Below are 16,362 nucleotides of genomic sequence, written 5' to 3'. Positions count from 1 at the left end.
TCATGTCGCTCATCGCTTCGCTGGGCGCCATCGAGATCGGTCTGATATTCGGACTGGTCGCGCTGGGCGTCTTCATGTCGTTTCGCATCATCAATTTTCCCGACCTCACGGTGGACGGCAGCTTTCCGCTGGGCGCCGCCGTGGCCGCGACGCTGATCGTCGCGGGCTGGAACCCGGTGGCCGCCACCGCCGTGGCCTGCGTGGCCGGCGCCGTCTCGGGCTGGGTCACGGCCTGGCTCAACGTCAAGCTGAAGATCATGCAGTTGCTCGCGAGCATCCTGGTGATGATCGCGCTGTACTCCATCAACCTGCGCGTGATGGGCAAGCCCAACGTGGCGCTCATCACCGAGCCAACTGTGTTCAGCATGGTCGACTTCGGCGGCATGCCTGAGCAGTGGGCCAAGCCGCTGTTGTTGCTGCTGATCGTGATCGTCGCGAAGATCCTGGTCGACATGTTCTTCGCTTCTGAAGCCGGCCTGGCGATGCGCGCCACCGGCGGCAACGCGCGCATGGCACGGGCCCAGGGCATCTCGACCGACTTCCACACCATGGCAGGCCTGGCGCTGTCGAACGCGCTGGTGGCGCTGGCCGGCGCGCTGTTCGCCCAGAGCCAGGGCACGGCCGACATCTCGATGGGCGTGGGCACGATCGTCATCGGCCTGGCCGCGGTGATCATCGGCGAGACGCTGCTGCCCGCGCGCAGCATGGTCGTCACCACCCTGGCGTGCGTGCTGGGTGCGCTGCTGTATCGCTTTTTCATCGCGATGGCGCTGAACACCGACTTCATGGGCCTGCAGGCGCAAGACCTGAACCTGGTGACTGCCGTGCTGGTGGCGTTCGCGCTTCTGGTGCCAGCCTACAAGCGCAAGCTGGGCGGGCTTTTCAAGGGGAAGAACTGATGCTGCGCGCCCAACAACTCGAGATGACCTTCAACCCGGGCACGCCGATCGAGAACCGCGTGCTGCGCGGGCTCAGCCTGGAAATTCCGACCGGCCAGTTCGTCACCGTGATCGGCTCGAACGGCGCAGGCAAGTCGACCTTTCTGAATGCGGTGAGCGGCGACCTGATCGTCGACAAAGGCAGCATCGAGATCGACGGCAAGAACGTGACCCGCTTGAACGCCTGGCAGCGCTCGGGCATGGTGGCCCGCGTGTTCCAGGACCCGATGGCCGGCACCTGCGAGGCGCTGACCATCGAGGAGAACATGGCGCTCGCCTGGAAACGCGGCGAGCGCCGGGCCTTCGGCTTTGCGCTCAACCGCAACCTGCGCGAGCTGTTCCGCGAGAAGCTGTCGATCCTGAAGCTGGGGCTGGAGAACCGGCTGGCCGACCGCATCGGCCTGCTCTCGGGCGGGCAGCGGCAGGCGGTGAGCCTGCTGATGGCCTCGCTCAAGCCCTCGCGCATCCTGCTGCTGGACGAGCACACGGCTGCGCTGGACCCGAAGACCGCCGCCTTCGTGCTGGAGCTGACCGCCAGGATCGTCGAAGGCAGCCAGCTCACCGCGATGATGGTGACGCACAGCATGCGCCAGGCGCTGGACTACGGTTCGCGCACGGTGATGCTGCACGAGGGCCAGGTGATCCTCGACGTGGCCGGGCCGGAGCGCTCGGGGCTCGACGTGCCCGACCTGCTGCGCATGTTCGAGCAGACCCGCGGCGAGAAGCTGGACGACGACAAGCTGCTGCTGGCCTGATGGTGTCGGACGCCCCCTTCGTGCGCGGCATGCGCGCCGGCGACCTCGACGCCGTGCTCGCGATCCAGCTCGCCTGCTATGGCGCGGGGTTCGTGGAGGACGGCACACTGATCGCCCGGCGGCTCGCTGCCGCGCCGCATACGGGCTGGGTGGCCGAGCATGAAGGCGGTGTGCGGGCCTATCTGGCCGGGTATCCATCGGTAGTCGGCAAGCTCACTCCGCTGCACGGGGAGTTCGAAGTGGCCGAACAGCCCGATTCGCTATACCTGCACGACCTGGCTGTGCACCCGGACGCCTCGGGCCTGGGGCTGGGGCCCTTGCTGGTACGCCATGCCTGGGCTCACGCGGCACAGGCCGGCTGGCGGCATTCGACGCTGGTGTCGGTGCAATCCTCGGTGGGTTTCTGGCTGCGCCAGGGCTATGCTGCCACGCAGCCCGCCGGCACCGGGCAGCAGGCCCGGCTCGCCACCTACCCCGGCGAGTCGGTCTACATGATCCGCCGGCTCGGCTGACTGGTTTTCAGCGGCGCCAGCCGCGCATCGCCAGCCACTGGACAGTGCCGCAAACCACCACGAGCGCGGCGTAGGTCACCATCGCTCCGTCACGCCCGAACACCGCGAGGCCGGCAACCGATACCCCCACGCCGGCCGCAAAGGTCAGCGCCCACTGCACCCACCAGCGCGGGACGCCGGCGCGGTTGCCGCCCAGGAACCGCCCGGCAAAGGCCAGCACCAGGGCCAGGAAGGCCGCGGGTGCTACAAAATTAAGCAGGTGATTCAAGAGGGCCAGCAGGTCCATCGGGAGGGGTTGCACACGTGCCGGAACATGCGCGGAAGGTTATGGCTGTCATAGGGAAAGCCATTTGTCCTTCCGCAAGCCTCGTGCGGCTGCTGATTTTATAATCACGGCCATGTCAGTCTGGGCTCTCGGCTTGAACCACACGACCGCGCCGCTCGATCTGCGCGGTCGTTTCGCGTTCGCGCTCGACCAGATAGCCCCCACGCTGCAGAGCCTGCGCAGTTCCTTTGCCTCCGGCCGCCACCCCCAGGTCGAGGCCGCGATCATCTCCACCTGCAACCGCACCGAGATCTATTGCGCCTCGGAACACATCGCGCTCGACCACACCTTCGGCTGGCTGGCAGCCAGCGGCGGCGTAGCCCCTGCCCTGCTGCGCTCGCACGCCTACACCCTGCACGACGACGAAGCCGCGCGCCATGCCTTCCGCGTGGCCAGCGGGCTCGATTCGATGGTGCTCGGCGAAGCGCAGATCCTCGGCCAGATGAAAGACGCCGTGCGCGCGGCCGAGACGGCCGGCGCGCTCGGCAGCACGCTGAACCAGCTGTTCCAGCGCTCCTTTGCCGTCGCGAAAGAGGTCCGCACCGCCACCGAGATCGGCGCGCACTCCATCAGCATGGCCGCCGCGGCGGTCCGGCTGGCCGGGCAGCTCTTCGAAGATTTGCATCAAACGCGCGTGCTGTTCGTCGGCGCGGGCGAAATGATCGACCTTGCGGCCACGCATTTCGCGGCCAAGGAGCCCAAGTCGATCGCCATTGCCAACCGCACGCTCGAACGCGGCGAGAAGCTGGCCTCGCGCTTCGGCGGCGAGGCGATGCGGCTGGCCGACCTTCCCTCGCGGCTCGCCGAGTTCGACATCGTGGTGAGCTGCACCGCGAGCACGCTGCCGATCATCGGCCTGGGCGCCGTCGAGCGGGCGCTCAAGGCACGCAAGCACCGCCCGATGTTCATGGTCGACCTGGCCGTGCCGCGCGACATCGAGCCCGAAGTGAAGGCGCTCGAGGATATTTATCTCTACACCGTCGACGACCTCGCCCAAGTCGTGCAACAGGGCCAGGCCAACCGCCAGGCCGCGGTGGCACAGGCCGAAGTGATCATCGACGCCGGCGTGCAGAGCTTCATGCACTGGCTGGGCCAGCGCGGCACCGTGCCGCTGATCCAGCAGCTCAACGCGCAGGCCGACGAGTGGCGCGCCGCCGAAATGGCCCGTGCGCGCAAGCTGCTGGCCAAGGGCGAATCGGTCGATGCGGTGCTCGAAGCCATGTCGCGCGGGCTCACGCAGAAGATGATGCACGGCGCCATGGCCGAGCTGCACGCGGGCGATGCCGCCTCGCGCGAGCAGACGGCTCAGACGATCTCGCGCCTGTTCCTGCGCAAAGAGCGTTAGCGACGCTCGTCATCGCCTGGCCCGACCGGCCGCGATCTTCTTCATGCGCCCTGCCCTCGCTCGGCAGCACCCTCCCATTTTTTCGAGCCTCTTTCCCCCGTGAAATCCTTTCTGCGCCATCAACTCGAACGCTACGCCCAGCGCCTGGGCGAGCTCGACTTCCTGCTCTCGCGCGAAGACATCATGAGCGACATGGCGCAGTACCGCACCATCTCGCGCGAGCATGCCGAGGTCACGCAGATCGCCGGCCGCTACGAGCGCTACCGCCAGCGCGAGGCCGACATCGCCGGAGCCAAGGAGATGCTCGACGACCCCGACATGGCCGAGATGGCGAAGGAAGAAATCGCGGGCGCCGAGGCCGAGCTGGTGCAACTCGAAGAAGAACTGCAGCGCCTGCTGCTGCCCAAGGACCCCGACGACGCGCGCAATGCCTTCCTCGAAATCCGCGCGGGCACGGGCGGCGACGAATCGGCGCTGTTCGCGGGCGACCTGCTGCGCATGTACACGCGCTACTGCGAGCGTGCCGGCTGGCGCTGCGAGGTGGTGAGCGAAAGCGAGAGCGAACTCGGCGGCTACAAGGAAGTGGTGATCCGCATCGTCGGCGACGACGTGTTCGGTCACCTGCGCTTCGAATCGGGCGGCCATCGCGTGCAGCGGGTGCCCGCCACCGAGACGCAGGGCCGCATCCACACCAGCGCCTGCACGGTTGCCGTGCTGGCCGAGCCCGACGAGACCGTGGCCGTGCAGATCAACCCGGCCGACCTGCGCATCGACACCTACCGCGCTAGCGGCGCCGGCGGCCAGCACATCAACAAGACCGACTCGGCCGTGCGCATCACGCACATCCCGACCGGCATCGTGGCCGAATGCCAGGACGACCGCAGCCAGCACCGCAACAAGGCCAAGGCGCTGCAGGTGCTGTCGGCGCGCATCCAGGAAAAGGAGCGCAGCGAACGCGCCGCCAAGGACGCGGCGATGCGCAAGGGGCTGATCGGCAGCGGCGACCGCTCGGACCGCATCCGCACCTACAACTTTCCACAGGGGCGCCTGACCGACCACCGCATCAACCTCACGCTCTACAAGCTGCTCGCCATCATGGAAGGCGACCTCGGCGACGTGCTCGACGCATTGCGCGCCGCACGCGAGGCCGAGCAGCTGGCCGAGCTCGAATCAAGCCTGCCGGCGTGATGACCACCACCGAGAACCCATTGCCGTCGACCGTGGCGCAGGCGCTGACCGCGGCTGTCGCCCTGGGCATCGACCGGCTCGACGCCCAGCTGCTGCTGCTGCACGCGCTGGGTCGCGCGCCGCACGACCGGGCCTGGCTGCTGGCGCACGACACCGATGCGATGCCCGATGCAGCGTGGTCCACGCTGGCTGCGCAGTTGTCGCGGCGCCGCGCTGGCGAACCGGTGGCCTACCTGCTGGGCGAGAAGGAATTCCATGGCCTCAACCTGCAGGTCGATGCCCGCGTGCTGGTGCCGCGCCCCGACACGGAAACGCTGGTCGAATGGGCCCTGCAGTGCCTCGAAGGCCATGCCGCCCCGCGCGCGCTTGACCTCGGCACGGGCAGCGGCGCGATCGCGCTGGCCCTGCAACACGCCCGCCCCGATGCACAGGTCGACGCGGTCGATGCAAGCGCCGATGCGCTCACGGTCGCCCAGGCCAACGCCCGGCGCCTCGGCCTACCCGTACGCTTCACCCAGGCGAATTGGCTCGACGGCGCCGGCAACGGCTACACGGTCATCGCCAGCAATCCGCCGTACATCGCCGCTGGCGACCCGCATCTGCCTGCGCTGCGCCATGAGCCTTCTTCCGCGCTGGTCGCGGGCACCGACGGGCTCGACGACATCCGCCAGATCGTGCAGAACGCCCCCACCCACCTCGCGGAGGGCGGCTGGCTGCTGCTCGAACACGGCCATGACCAGGCCGCCGCCGTGCGCCAACTGCTCGCCGCGCGCGGTTTCGCCGAAGTGCAAAGCCGCGACGACCTCGCCGGCATCCAGCGCTGCTCCGGCGGAATCTGGCGCACGGTGAAATAATCCCCCCAGCCTATTTTTTCAGGAGTCCCCATGTCCGACGCCCAGCAACGCATCGACGACCTCGTCAAGACCAACGACCTCGTGCTCTTCATGAAGGGCAATGCAAGCTTTCCGATGTGCGGCTTCTCTGGCCGCGCGATCCAGATCCTGAAGGCGGTCGGCGTCGACACGAAGACGCTCAAGACCGTCAACGTGCTCGAAGACGACGGCATCCGCCAGGGCATCAAGGAATACAGCAACTGGCCCACGATCCCTCAGCTCTACGTGAAGGGCGAGTTCATCGGCGGCTCGGACATCATGATGGAGATGTACGAATCGGGCGAGCTGCAGCAAGTGGTGAACGGCGCTGCCGCCTGAACCAACGAAGCCGGTCATGAGCCACGATCACGACGCGGATCACGGCCATTCGCATGACGGCGATGACGGCGAAGGCGCCCCGGCCTGGAAGCACGACGGCGTGCGGGTGATCGGAGCCAACCAGCTCGACGTCAACACCGCGCAGACGCCCGGCATGAACCGGGCGGCCGCCATCAACTTCGCCCGCGTGGGTGCGCAGAAGCTCTGGGCCGGCACCGTGACCATCCATGCCGATGCCAAGACCGGCGCCCATCACCACGGGCACCTCGAATCGGTGATCTACGTCGTGCGCGGCCGGGCCCGCATGCGTTGGGGCGAGAAGCTGGAGTTCACTGCCGAGGCCGGGCCGGGCGACTTCATCTACGTGCCGCCCTTCGTGCCGCACCAGGAAATCAACGCCAGCGCGACCGAGACGCTCGAATGCGTGCTGTGCCGCAGCGACGGCGAGGCCGTGGCGGTGAACCTCGACATCGAGCCTGTGGAAAAACCTGAATCGGTGCTCTGGGTCGACCCGACTCACCCCCACGGCGGGGTCTGAGCGTTTTTCCGGTGCCGAGTCATGGCACCATGGTGGCCGTCTTCGACGTGCCACCATGACCCTGACCCAAAGCCTGCTCATCATCGCGTTGCTGATCGCGCTGAGCGCCTTCTTCTCCCTTGCCGAAATCACCTTGGCTGCCTCGCGCCGCCTGCGTTTGCGCCAGATGGCCGACGAAGGCGACCCGCGCGCGGAGAAAGTGCTGCGCGTGCAGGAGCAGCCCGGCCACTACTTCACCGTGGTGCAGATCGGGCTCAACGCGGTGGCGATCCTCGGCGGCGTCGTGGGCGAAGGCTCGCTCAGCCCTTACTTCGCAGTCTTCTTCGAGAAGTGGCTCAGCGTCGAGGCTTCGGCCAGCGCGGCCTTCCTGTGCTCGTTCATCATCATCATCGCGGTGTTCCTGGTGTTCGCCGACCTGTTCCCCAAGCGGCTGGGCATGAGCAACCCAGAGCAGTTGGCGGTACGCATGGTCGGGCCGATGCAGCTGCTGATCACCACCTTCAAGCCGCTGGTGTGGTTCTTCACGCGCTGCACCGACCTGCTGTTCAAGCTGCTCGGCATGCCGATGGTGCGCGACGACAAGATCACCTCGGCCGACATCCTCGCGATGACCGAGGCCGGCGCCCGGGCCGGCGTGCTCGCTGTGCGCGAGCAGCAGGTGATCGCCAACGTGTTCGAGCTGGAAACACGCCTTGTGAGCAGCGTGATGACCGCACGCGACAGCATCGCCTGGTTCCTGCATGACGACCCCGAGTCGGTGCTGCGCGCGCGCATCGTGGCCGAGCCCTTCTCGGCGTATCCGGTGTGCGACGGCGACATCGACCACGTGCTGGGCTATGTGGACGCCAAGGACATGTTCCAGCGTGTGCTCAGCGGCCAGCCGCTGGCCTTCGACCAGGGCCTGCCGCTGCACAAGGCGCTGGTCATTCCCGACCGGCTGTCGCTGACCGAGGTGCTCGAGCAGTTCCAGCAAGCGCACGAAGACTTCGCGATCATCGTCAACGAATACAGCCTGGTGGTGGGCGTGATCACCCTCAACGACGTGATGAGCACGGTGATGGGCGACCTGGTGTCGATGCCCGACGAAGAGCAGATCGTGCAGCGCGACGAAAACTCGTGGCTCATCGACGGCATCACGCCCATTCAGGACGTGCAGCGCGCGCTGCACATCGACGAGCTGCCGCATGCCGAGGAATACGAAACGCTCGCGGGCTTCCTGATGGTGATGCTGCGTCGCGTGCCCAAGCGCACCGACAACGTGACCTGGGGCGGCTACACCTTCGAGGTGATGGACGTGGACAGCTACCGCATCGACCAGGTGATGGTCACGAAGGGCTCGGGCACCGCCAAGGCGCCGGCGAGCTGACTGGACTGGCTGGCTTGCAGACTCAGGCTGCCGACCGGTCCTTGTCCTTTTCCCTCTCGCGTTCCTTGTCGTTGAACACCCAGAGCCGCTGGTTGGCGAACACCGCGTTCGGGTAAGGCGACTTGCCGCGGCTGCCGTTGTAGCGGCCCAGCGTCATGTACAGGTCACCGTTCTCGCGGTCGAGGTAGTGGCGCAGGATCACGCAGCCGAAGCGCAGATTGGTCTGCATGTGGAAGAGCTTGGCCGAATCGCTGTCGCCGATCACGCGCGTCCAGAACGGCATGACCTGCATGTAGCCGCGCGCGCCGGCGCTCGACACCGCGAACTTGCGGAAATTGCTCTCGACCTGCACCAGCCCGAGCACCAGGCTCACCTCGAGCCCCGAGCGCTTGGCTTCGTACCAGGCGGTCTGCAGGAATTCGATGCGCGAGGGCGCGTCGGCGATCTTCTTCTTGAGGCGTTCGCTCATCTCGCCGAGCCAGCGCAGGTAGGCCAGGCGGGCTTCGGTGTTCGCGAACTGGGGCACCGGCGGCGCCTTGTTGTGGATGGCGGAGCTCAGTGCGGTGCGCACCGAATCGATCAGCGGCTCCTCGATCTGCGCGCCGGCCAGGGCGGTCTGCGGCAGCGACAGCATTGCGAGGGCGCCCGCCGTCACGGCGCCGCCCAGGCACTGGCGTCGCGAGAGGCCGCCCTCGAGGCTCATTTGGCGAGCTTGCCGGTGATGAAGTCGGCGATGCCGGCCGCAGGCACCTTGGTGGCCGCGGTGTCGCGCCGGCCCTGGTATTCGAGCTGGCCTTCCTTGAGACCGCGATCCGAGATGACCACGCGGTGCGGCACACCGATCAGCTCCCAGTCGGCGAACATCGCGCCGGGGCGCTCGCCGCGATCGTCGAGCAGCACGTCGACGCCCTTGGCAAGCAGCTCTTCGTAGAGCGCTTCGGCCGCGACCTTGACCTCGGGGCTGCGGTCCATGCCGATGGGGCAGACCACCACCGTGAACGGAGCCAGCGCGTCGGGCCAGATGATGCCGCGCTCGTCGTGGTTCTGTTCGATGGCGGCGGCCGGCAGGCGGGTGATGCCGATGCCGTAGCAGCCCATTTCGAGGAACTGCGGCTTGCCGCCTTCGTCGAGGTAAGTTGCGTTCATGTCCTTGCTGTACTTGGTGCCCAGCACGAACACGTGGCCGACTTCGATGCCGCGCTCGATGGCCAGCACGCCCTTGCCGTCGGGCGAGGCGTCGCCCGCGACCACGTTGCGGATGTCGGCGATCAGGTCGGGCTCGGGCAGGTCGCGGCCCCAGTTGACGCCGGTCATGTGGAAGTCGACTTCGTTGGCGCCGGTGATCCAGTCGGCCATGACGGCAGCTTCGCGATCGGCCACCAGCTTGACGGGCTTCTTGAGGTTCAGCGGACCGAGGTAGCCGGGCTTGCAGCCGAAGTGGTCCTCGATCTCGGCGAGGGTCGCAAAGCGGAAGCCCTGGTTCAGGCCGGGCAGCTTGCTGACCTTGATCTCGTTCATGTCATGGTCGCCGCGCAGCAGCAGCAACCATACCTGCGAGCCCTTCGGATTGCCGGCCTCATCGACGATATCGGTGGCCAGCACCAGCGACTTGATGGTGGTCGAGAGCGGCACGCCGAGCAGCTCGGCCACGTCGGCGCAGGTGCTCTTGCCGGGGGTCGGAGTCTTCTGGAGCGCCTTGGCGGCCGCGAGGCGCGGGCCGGCCGGGGCCAGCGCCTCGGCCTTTTCCATGTTGGCGGCGTATTCGCTGTCGGGGCAGTAGACGATGGCGTCTTCGCCGGTCGCGGCGATCACCTGGAACTCTTCGCTCAGGTCGCCGCCGATGGCGCCGCTGTCGGCCGCCACGGCGCGGTAGCGCAGGCCGAAGCGGTCGAAGATGTTGCGGTATGCCTGCGCCATGGTCTGGTAGCTGGCCTTGGCCGCGTCGAGGTCGCGGTCGAAGCTGTAGGCGTCCTTCATGATGAATTCGCGCCCGCGCATCAGGCCGAAGCGCGGACGGCGCTCGTCGCGGAACTTGGTCTGGATCTGGTAGAAATTCTTCGGCAGCTGCTTGTAGCTGCGGATCTCCTGGCGCGCGATGTCGGTCACGACCTCTTCGCTGGTCGGCTGGATCACGTAGTCGCGGTCATGCCGGTCCTTGATGCGCAGCAGCTCAGGGCCCATCTTCTCGAAGCGGCCGGTCTCCTGCCAGAACTCGGCCGGCTGCACCACGGGCATCGTCATCTCGACGGCGCCAGCGCGGTTCATCTCCTCGCGCACGATGGCCTCGACCTTGCGGATCACGCGCAGCCCCATGGGCATGTAGGTGTAGATGCCCGTGCCGAGCTTCTTGATCATGCCGGCCCGCATCATGAGCCGGTGGCTCGCGACCTCTGCGTCAGCAGGCGCTTCCTTGAGAGTGGAGACAAAAAATCGGGAAGCTTTCATCGGGATCGGTGTGATGGATTCGCTGGATTCGAAAATGGGAAGTGGGGGACTGCTCCCCCGGAGAGACCCTGAGAGCCTGGCATCGGCAGCTTGCCGAGGGCAACCCGGCATGCATAATCGACTCAGTTCAAAAATTGGGGTTTGATTATGCTCGACCGGGACGGCTTCAGGCCCAACGTCGGCATCATCCTGCTCAACCAGAGAAACCAGGTTTTCTGGGGCAAACGCATACGCACGCATTCCTGGCAGTTTCCGCAAGGCGGCATCGACCGCGGCGAAAGTCCCGAGCAAGCCATGTTCCGGGAACTGCACGAGGAAGTGGGGCTCCACCCGGAGCACGTGCGCATCGTGGCCCGTACCCGCGACTGGTTGCGCTACGAGGTGCCGGATCGGTTCATCCGCCGTGACGCACGGGGCCACTACAAGGGCCAGAAACAAATCTGGTATTTGCTGCAACTCGTCGGCCACGACTGGGATCTCAACCTGCGTGCCACCGACCATCCCGAATTCGATGCTTGGCGCTGGCACGACTACTGGGTGCCGCTCGACGTGGTCGTCGAGTTCAAGCGCGGCGTCTACGAGATGGCGCTCACCGAGCTTGCTCGCTACCTGCCAAGGCAGGATTTCCGCAACCGCTTCCTGCGCAGCAACGTGCGCGCCCGAGAATTCGAGCGCCATTCGCCAGACGCCGGGGCGCCTCCCGGACTGGATCTGCCGCCCGGCGGCAGTTTCGATCCGCATCCCGACATTCCTTCTGCGAGCGATGAACCTCCTGTCCACAACAACAAAGCGCCGTTCCTTCCGACGCAACGCTGAGCGCGCCCTTCTTCTGATCTGCTTCGGCGTCCTCGCGGGCTGCGCCTCGGGCCAGCACGACACCGACAACCCCGACTGGGCGCAGGCCGGCAGCCCGCCGCCGCCGAAGCGGTCCGAAACGGACAAGGAATGGGAAGAAACGGCAACGCCGCCGCCGCCGGCCTTCAGCGAAAGCCGTCTGCTGCCGATCGAGATGCCGCCTTACATGAGCCTGAAGTTCGGCGTCGACCCGAACACGATCGCAATCACTGGCGACGGGATCGTGCGCTACGTGGTGGTGGCACACAACCGCAACGGCGGTGCCGTCAACGCCTTCTACGAGGGCGTGCGCTGCTCTACGGCGGAAATGAAGAGCTATGCGCGCTACAACAACGGCGCCTGGCAGGACGTCGCAAAGCCGGAGTGGAAACGCCTGAACGACCTGAACTCCAGCTACACACGGGCGTTGTCGACCCAGGCCCTGTGTCGCGGCAATGCGCCGCGCGCCTCGATCGGGGAAATGGTGCAGAACATGCGCAACCCGGTGCGGGAAGTGCAGTAGTCCAAACAACGACGGGGCCTTGCGCCCCGTTGTTGTCTGGATCATCAACTGGGCATCAGCACCATGTTGTCGCGGTGCACCATCTCGGGTTCCGCAACATAGCCCAGCAGGCGCTCGAATTCGCTCGAGGGCTTGCGGCACAGCAGGCGCGCCTCCACGCTCGAATAGTTGGCAAGGCCCCGGGCCAGCTCGACGCCATCGACGTCGCGCACCGCGATCACGTCGCCGCGCGAGAACTCGCCTGAAACGCTGGTCATGCCGATCGGCAGCAGGCTCTTGCCCTCGGCTCGCACCTTCGCGGCCGCGCCTGCATCGACGACAACGGCACCGCGCAATTGCAAGTGGTCGGCCATCCAGCGCTTGCGGGCCTGGTGCTTGGCAGTCTGCGCCACCAGCAGCGTGCCGATGGACTCGCCCCGCGCCAGGCGCAGCAGGGCATCGGCCTCGCGACCCCAGGCGATGACGGTGGAGGCGCCAGAGCCCGCGGCGCGCTTGGCCGCGAGGATCTTTGTGATCATGCCGCCCTTGCCGATGCTCGACCCCGCCCCACCCGCCATCGCTTCGAGCGCCGGATCGCCCGCGGCGGCTTCGTGCACAAACTTGGCTTCCGGGTCCTTGCGCGGGTCGGCCGTGTACAGGCCCTTCTGGTCCGTGAGGATGACCAGCGCGTCGGCCTCGACGAGGTTGGCCACGAGCGCACCGAGCGTGTCGTTGTCGCCGAACTTGATCTCGTCGTTGACGACCGTGTCGTTCTCGTTGATGACCGGCACCACACCCAGCTTGAGCAGCGTGACCAGTGTCGAGCGGGCATTGAGGTAGCGCTCGCGATCGGCCAGGTCGGCGTGGGTCAGCAGCACCTGCGCGCTGCCGATTTCGTTTTCGCGCAGCTTGGTTTCGTACATCTGGGCCAGGCCCATCTGTCCGACGGCCGCAGCGGCCTGAAGCTCGTTGATTTCGTGTGGTCGGGTGCGCCAGCCGAGGCGCTTCATGCCTTCGGCGATGGCCCCGCTCGACACCATCACGACCTCACGCCCTTCGCGCACCAGCGCAGCCAGTTGCCGGCACCACTCGCCGATGGCGGCCTCGTCGAGACCGCGCCCCTCGTTGGTCACGAGGCTGGAACCCACCTTGACGACGATACGGCGGGCATCCCGCAAGGCAGTGGATCCGGAGTTCGAGGTCATTTTCGGGTTGTAACGGTCTTGAATGCTGCGTGGGTTGCTGTCTGTCTATCTATCTGTTGGCAGGGCCGCGGGGGATGCGGCAACGCCGCTCAGGCGCCCTCGGAAGGCAACGGCGTGAAGCGCGGATCGACGACGACCGGCGCGTGCTCGGCCACCTGCTGCGCCTTGACCTGCTGATAAACAGCCTGCACCAGGTGTTCGCAGCCTTCGCGGGTGAGTGCCGAGATTTCGAACACGGGGCCCTTGAAACGCAGGCGCTTCACGACGTCCTTGACGCGCGCCGCGCGTTCTTCGGTCGGCACCATGTCGAGCTTGTTGAGCACGAGCCAGCGCGGCTTTTCGTAGAGCGCGGCGTCGTACTTCTTGAGCTCGCCGACGATGGCCTTGGCCTGAGCGACGGGGTCGATGTTGTCGTCGAACGGTGCCATGTCGATCACGTGCAGCAGCAGGCGCGTGCGTTGCAGGTGACGCAGGAAGAGATGGCCGAGGCCCGCACCTTCGGATGCGCCTTCGATCAGACCGGGAAGGTCGGCCACCACGAAGCTCTGCTCCGGGCCGACGCGCACCACGCCGAGGTTCGGGTGCAACGTAGTGAAGGGGTAGTCGGCGATGCGCGGGCGGGCATTCGAAATGGCGCTGATCAGCGTCGACTTGCCGGCATTCGGCATGCCGAGCAGGCCGACGTCGGCCAGCACCTTCAGCTCCAGCTTGACGCTGCGCTTTTCACCGGGCCATCCGGGCGTCTTCTGACGCGGCGCGCGGTTGATGGCGCTCTTGAAGCGCATGTTGCCGAAGCCGCCGTCGCCACCCTTGGCAATGGTGATGACTTCGCCCTCTTTCAACAGCTCGAACAGCACCTCGCCGGTTTCGACATCGGAGATGATCGTGCCGACCGGCATCTTGAGCGTGATGTCGTCGCCCGCGGCGCCGAACATGTCGGAGCCCATGCCGTGCTCACCGCGCTTTGCCTCGTGGCGGCGGGAGTAGCGGAAATCGACCAGCGTATTGAGGTTCGAGTCGGCAACCGCGAACACGTGGCCGCCACGGCCGCCGTCGCCGCCGTTGGGGCCGCCGAATTCCTTGTACTTCTCATGACGGAACGACACGCAGCCGTTGCCGCCATCGCCGGCGGCGATGTCGATGAAGGCTTCGTCGACGAACTTCATGGGATGTCCAGTTTACAAATGAAGAAGCCCCGGCAATGCGGGGCCTCGGGCAGGTCGAAGTGACTCGAGGCTTACGCCGCGGGGGTCACGTTGACCGTGTGCTTGTTGAGTGCACCCTTGGTACCGAACGACACGTGGCCGTCGACCAGGGCAAACAGCGTGTGGTCCTTGCCCACGCCGACATTCACGCCGGGGTGGAACTGGGTGCCGCGCTGGCGCACGATGATCGAGCCTGCGCTGATCAGCTCGCCGCCGAAAGCCTTCACGCCGAGCATCTTGGGCTTGGAATCGCGCCCGTTTCGCGTTGAGCCGCCGCCTTTTTTCTGTGCCATGGAATCTGCTCCTTAGCCGGCGATCGCGCCGATTTGCAGTTCGGTGAACTGCTGGCGATGGCCTTGACGTTTCTGATAGTGCTTGCGACGGCGCATCTTGAAGATGTGGACCTTGTCGTGCTTGCCGTGCGACAGTACCGTGACTGTCACCGTTGCGCCGGACACCAGGGGCGTGCCAACCTTGATTTCAGCGCCGTTTCCGACGGCCAGAACCTGGTCGATCACGATTTCCTGGCCTACGTCCGCAGCAATCTGTTCTACTTTAATTTTCTCGCCGGAAGCAACGCGATACTGCTTGCCACCGGTTTTTATGACCGCGTACATGTAAACCTCTTAGAAATGAGTCTCCGCAGCGAATTCCGCAGAGCCCAAGATTATAGCGCGGTTTGTGGTTGCTAACCACTTTCGGCCCAGCGCAATCCCGGCAAACCGCCGCGGCTCCCTATAATTTGCGCCTTCCGGCCCTTCCTCCGCCTGGGTCGCCATCATCCTCAGCAGCGCTCCGCGCCTCCGCTTTGCCAGTTCCCGCCGCCGACACCTCCCCCACCGCCACCGTGCTGGACCTGATTGCCGGCGACATGGTCGAAGTCGACCGTGTGATAGCCCGCCGCCTCGACACGGGCGTGCCGCTGGTCAGCCAGGTTTCCAGGTACATCATTTCCGCTGGCGGCAAACGCCTGCGGCCGGCACTCCTGCTGCTGATGTCGGGCGCGCTGGGTTACACCGGCGAGCAGCGCTTCAATCTGGCGGCCGTTGTGGAATTCATCCATACGGCCACCCTGCTGCACGACGACGTGGTCGACGAATCGACCCTGCGGCGCGGTCGGGCGACCGCCAACGAATCGTTCGGCAACCCGGCCAGCGTGCTGGTCGGCGACTTTCTCTATTCGCGCGCATTCCAGATGATGTTGGATGCCAACAACATGCGCGTCATGCAGATCCTGGCCGAAGCCACCAATGTGATCGCCGAGGGCGAGGTGCTCCAGCTGATGAACATGCACGACGCATCGCTGGACGAGGCAGCGTATCTGCGCGTGATCCGCTCGAAGACCGCGAAGCTCTTCGAGGCCAGCACCCGCCTCGCGGCGGTGCTGGCAGGCGCCACACCCGAAGTGGAAGAAGCCTGCGCAACCTACGGACAGGCACTCGGCACCGCCTTCCAGGTGATCGACGACGTGCTGGACTACGCGGGCGACGCCAACGAGACAGGAAAGAATGTCGGCGACGACCTGCGCGAAGGCAAGACCACGCTCCCGCTCATCTTCGCAATGCAGCGAGGCACCTCGGCTCAGAGCGACCTGGTGCGCGCCGCCATCGAGGCGGGCGACACCGCCCAGTTGGGCAAGGTCGTCGAGATCGTTCGCGAAACTGGAGCCCTGGATGCCTCCCGCGCGGCCGCCGCCGCCGAAGCACAACGCGCAATTCATGCGCTGAACGGCTTCCCGTCCAATTCGCACGCTTCAGGTTTGCTACAATTGGCGGCTCAGTTGCTTGAGCGACGTGCCTGAACACCTCTCCTGAGTTGGCATCTAGGACGATTTCTTTTTTCTTGCAACCATCGGGGTGTAGCTTAGCCTGGTAGAGCGCTACGTTCGGGACGTAGAGGCCGGAGGTTCGAATCCTCTCACCCCGACCAGCCTTTGGCTGGCATAAATAAATGGCCATGCCTGTTGCTGTGTAGCGATTTACAGCACTGGGCT

19 protein-coding genes and 1 tRNA gene are annotated in these 16,362 nt (G+C 66.0%); 13 read left to right on the top strand and 7 right to left on the bottom strand.

Going from position 1 to position 16,362, the window contains the following annotated elements:
* The first annotated feature begins 2 nt into the window (after positions 1–2).
* From AC07O3_RS15000 to AC07O3_RS14990, 3 genes are read left to right on the top strand one after another with little or no spacing between them, the layout of a single operon-like run.
* Positions 3–899, top strand: coding sequence for an ABC transporter permease (locus AC07O3_RS15000; RefSeq protein ID WP_495339706.1), 897 nt, complete (start codon positions 3–5; stop codon positions 897–899).
* A complete protein-coding gene (locus tag AC07O3_RS14995; protein ID WP_093178737.1) occupies positions 899–1,693 on the top strand; it encodes an ABC transporter ATP-binding protein in 795 nt (264 codons plus the stop codon). Before AC07O3_RS15000 ends, AC07O3_RS14995 begins: the two co-directional genes overlap by 1 nt.
* On the top strand, positions 1,693–2,205 hold the full coding sequence (locus AC07O3_RS14990) for a GNAT family N-acetyltransferase (RefSeq protein WP_495339705.1): 513 nt from the start codon (positions 1,693–1,695) through the stop codon (positions 2,203–2,205). The genes AC07O3_RS14995 and AC07O3_RS14990 overlap by 1 nt, the downstream gene beginning before the upstream one ends.
* A gap of 7 nt (positions 2,206–2,212) precedes the next feature.
* Here the strand turns inward: AC07O3_RS14990 and AC07O3_RS14985 are convergent, their stop codons facing one another.
* On the bottom strand, positions 2,213–2,491 hold the full coding sequence (locus AC07O3_RS14985) for a hypothetical protein (RefSeq protein ID WP_093077466.1): 279 nt from the start codon (positions 2,489–2,491) through the stop codon (positions 2,213–2,215).
* Positions 2,492–2,603: 112 nt separating this feature from the next.
* On the opposite strand from AC07O3_RS14985, the gene hemA reads away from it, so the two are divergent.
* The 6 genes from hemA to paeA all read left to right on the top strand — a co-directional run bounded on the left by hemA (position 2,604) and on the right by paeA (position 8,178).
* Positions 2,604–3,875, top strand: a complete 1,272-nt coding sequence (gene hemA / locus AC07O3_RS14980; RefSeq protein ID WP_093057459.1) for a glutamyl-tRNA reductase — start codon at positions 2,604–2,606, stop codon at positions 3,873–3,875.
* 99 nt (positions 3,876–3,974) lie between these two features.
* Positions 3,975–5,063, top strand: a complete 1,089-nt coding sequence (gene prfA / locus AC07O3_RS14975; RefSeq protein WP_093057458.1) for a peptide chain release factor 1 — start codon at positions 3,975–3,977, stop codon at positions 5,061–5,063.
* The gene (prmC, locus tag AC07O3_RS14970) at positions 5,063–5,917 is read left to right on the top strand and encodes a peptide chain release factor N(5)-glutamine methyltransferase (protein WP_426393203.1); all 855 of its coding nucleotides are present in this window, start codon (positions 5,063–5,065) and stop codon (positions 5,915–5,917) included. The genes prfA and prmC overlap by 1 nt, the downstream gene beginning before the upstream one ends.
* 30 nt (positions 5,918–5,947) lie before the next feature.
* Positions 5,948–6,274 (top strand): Grx4 family monothiol glutaredoxin, encoded by a 327-nt coding sequence (gene grxD, locus AC07O3_RS14965; RefSeq protein WP_093057456.1) that lies wholly within the window; start codon positions 5,948–5,950, stop codon positions 6,272–6,274.
* Between the two features lie 16 nt (positions 6,275–6,290).
* Entirely contained in the window at positions 6,291–6,812 is a 522-nt protein-coding gene (locus AC07O3_RS14960) for a cupin domain-containing protein (RefSeq protein WP_093077471.1), read from the top strand.
* 55 nt (positions 6,813–6,867) lie between these two features.
* Positions 6,868–8,178, top strand: coding sequence for a polyamine export protein PaeA (paeA, locus tag AC07O3_RS14955; protein ID WP_258353232.1), 1,311 nt, complete (start codon positions 6,868–6,870; stop codon positions 8,176–8,178).
* A 22-nt stretch (positions 8,179–8,200) separates the two neighbouring features.
* On the opposite strand, the gene AC07O3_RS14950 is transcribed toward paeA, so the two are convergent.
* Both AC07O3_RS14950 and AC07O3_RS14945 read right to left on the bottom strand, forming a co-directional pair.
* On the bottom strand, positions 8,201–8,881 hold the full coding sequence (locus AC07O3_RS14950; protein WP_495339704.1) for a lytic transglycosylase domain-containing protein: 681 nt from the start codon (positions 8,879–8,881) through the stop codon (positions 8,201–8,203).
* Positions 8,878–10,623 (bottom strand): proline--tRNA ligase, encoded by a 1,746-nt coding sequence (locus tag AC07O3_RS14945; RefSeq protein ID WP_495339703.1) that lies wholly within the window; start codon positions 10,621–10,623, stop codon positions 8,878–8,880. The genes AC07O3_RS14950 and AC07O3_RS14945 overlap by 4 nt, the downstream gene beginning before the upstream one ends.
* A 147-nt stretch (positions 10,624–10,770) precedes the next feature.
* Between AC07O3_RS14945 and AC07O3_RS14940 the strand changes: the two genes are divergently transcribed.
* Together AC07O3_RS14940 and AC07O3_RS14935 are read left to right on the top strand one after the other, a co-directional pair.
* Positions 10,771–11,439, top strand: a complete 669-nt coding sequence (locus AC07O3_RS14940; RefSeq protein ID WP_093057451.1) for an RNA pyrophosphohydrolase — start codon at positions 10,771–10,773, stop codon at positions 11,437–11,439.
* Entirely contained in the window at positions 11,387–11,980 is a 594-nt protein-coding gene (locus AC07O3_RS14935; protein WP_176928885.1) for a CNP1-like family protein, read from the top strand. Before AC07O3_RS14940 ends, AC07O3_RS14935 begins: the two co-directional genes overlap by 53 nt.
* Before the next feature lie 44 nt (positions 11,981–12,024).
* Here AC07O3_RS14935 and proB read toward each other — a convergent pair whose 3' ends face one another.
* From proB to rplU, 4 genes are all read right to left on the bottom strand, one after another.
* Positions 12,025–13,164 (bottom strand): glutamate 5-kinase, encoded by a 1,140-nt coding sequence (gene proB / locus AC07O3_RS14930; protein WP_093057450.1) that lies wholly within the window; start codon positions 13,162–13,164, stop codon positions 12,025–12,027.
* A gap of 89 nt (positions 13,165–13,253) precedes the next feature.
* The gene (gene cgtA / locus AC07O3_RS14925) at positions 13,254–14,330 is read right to left on the bottom strand and encodes an Obg family GTPase CgtA (RefSeq protein WP_258353227.1); all 1,077 of its coding nucleotides are present in this window, start codon (positions 14,328–14,330) and stop codon (positions 13,254–13,256) included.
* A 71-nt stretch (positions 14,331–14,401) separates the two neighbouring features.
* Complete coding sequence (rpmA, locus tag AC07O3_RS14920; protein ID WP_093057448.1) at positions 14,402–14,662, bottom strand: 50S ribosomal protein L27; 261 nt, start codon at positions 14,660–14,662, stop codon at positions 14,402–14,404.
* A 12-nt stretch (positions 14,663–14,674) separates the two neighbouring features.
* The gene (rplU, locus tag AC07O3_RS14915) at positions 14,675–14,986 is read right to left on the bottom strand and encodes a 50S ribosomal protein L21 (protein WP_007833243.1); all 312 of its coding nucleotides are present in this window, start codon (positions 14,984–14,986) and stop codon (positions 14,675–14,677) included.
* 191 nt (positions 14,987–15,177) lie between these two features.
* Here rplU and AC07O3_RS14910 point away from each other — a divergent pair, with 191 nt between their 5' ends.
* Entirely contained in the window at positions 15,178–16,170 is a 993-nt protein-coding gene (locus AC07O3_RS14910) for a polyprenyl synthetase family protein (RefSeq protein WP_093057447.1), read from the top strand.
* A 51-nt stretch (positions 16,171–16,221) separates the two neighbouring features.
* Positions 16,222–16,298: transfer RNA gene (locus AC07O3_RS14905), tRNA-Pro, on the top strand.
* Positions 16,299–16,362 lie beyond the last annotated feature (64 nt).

This window comes from Variovorax sp. GW821-FHT09D05, from assembly GCF_059416325.1.
The sequence above is the reverse complement of the archived record's forward strand: the minus strand, read 5'-3'. Positions and strand labels throughout refer to the sequence as shown.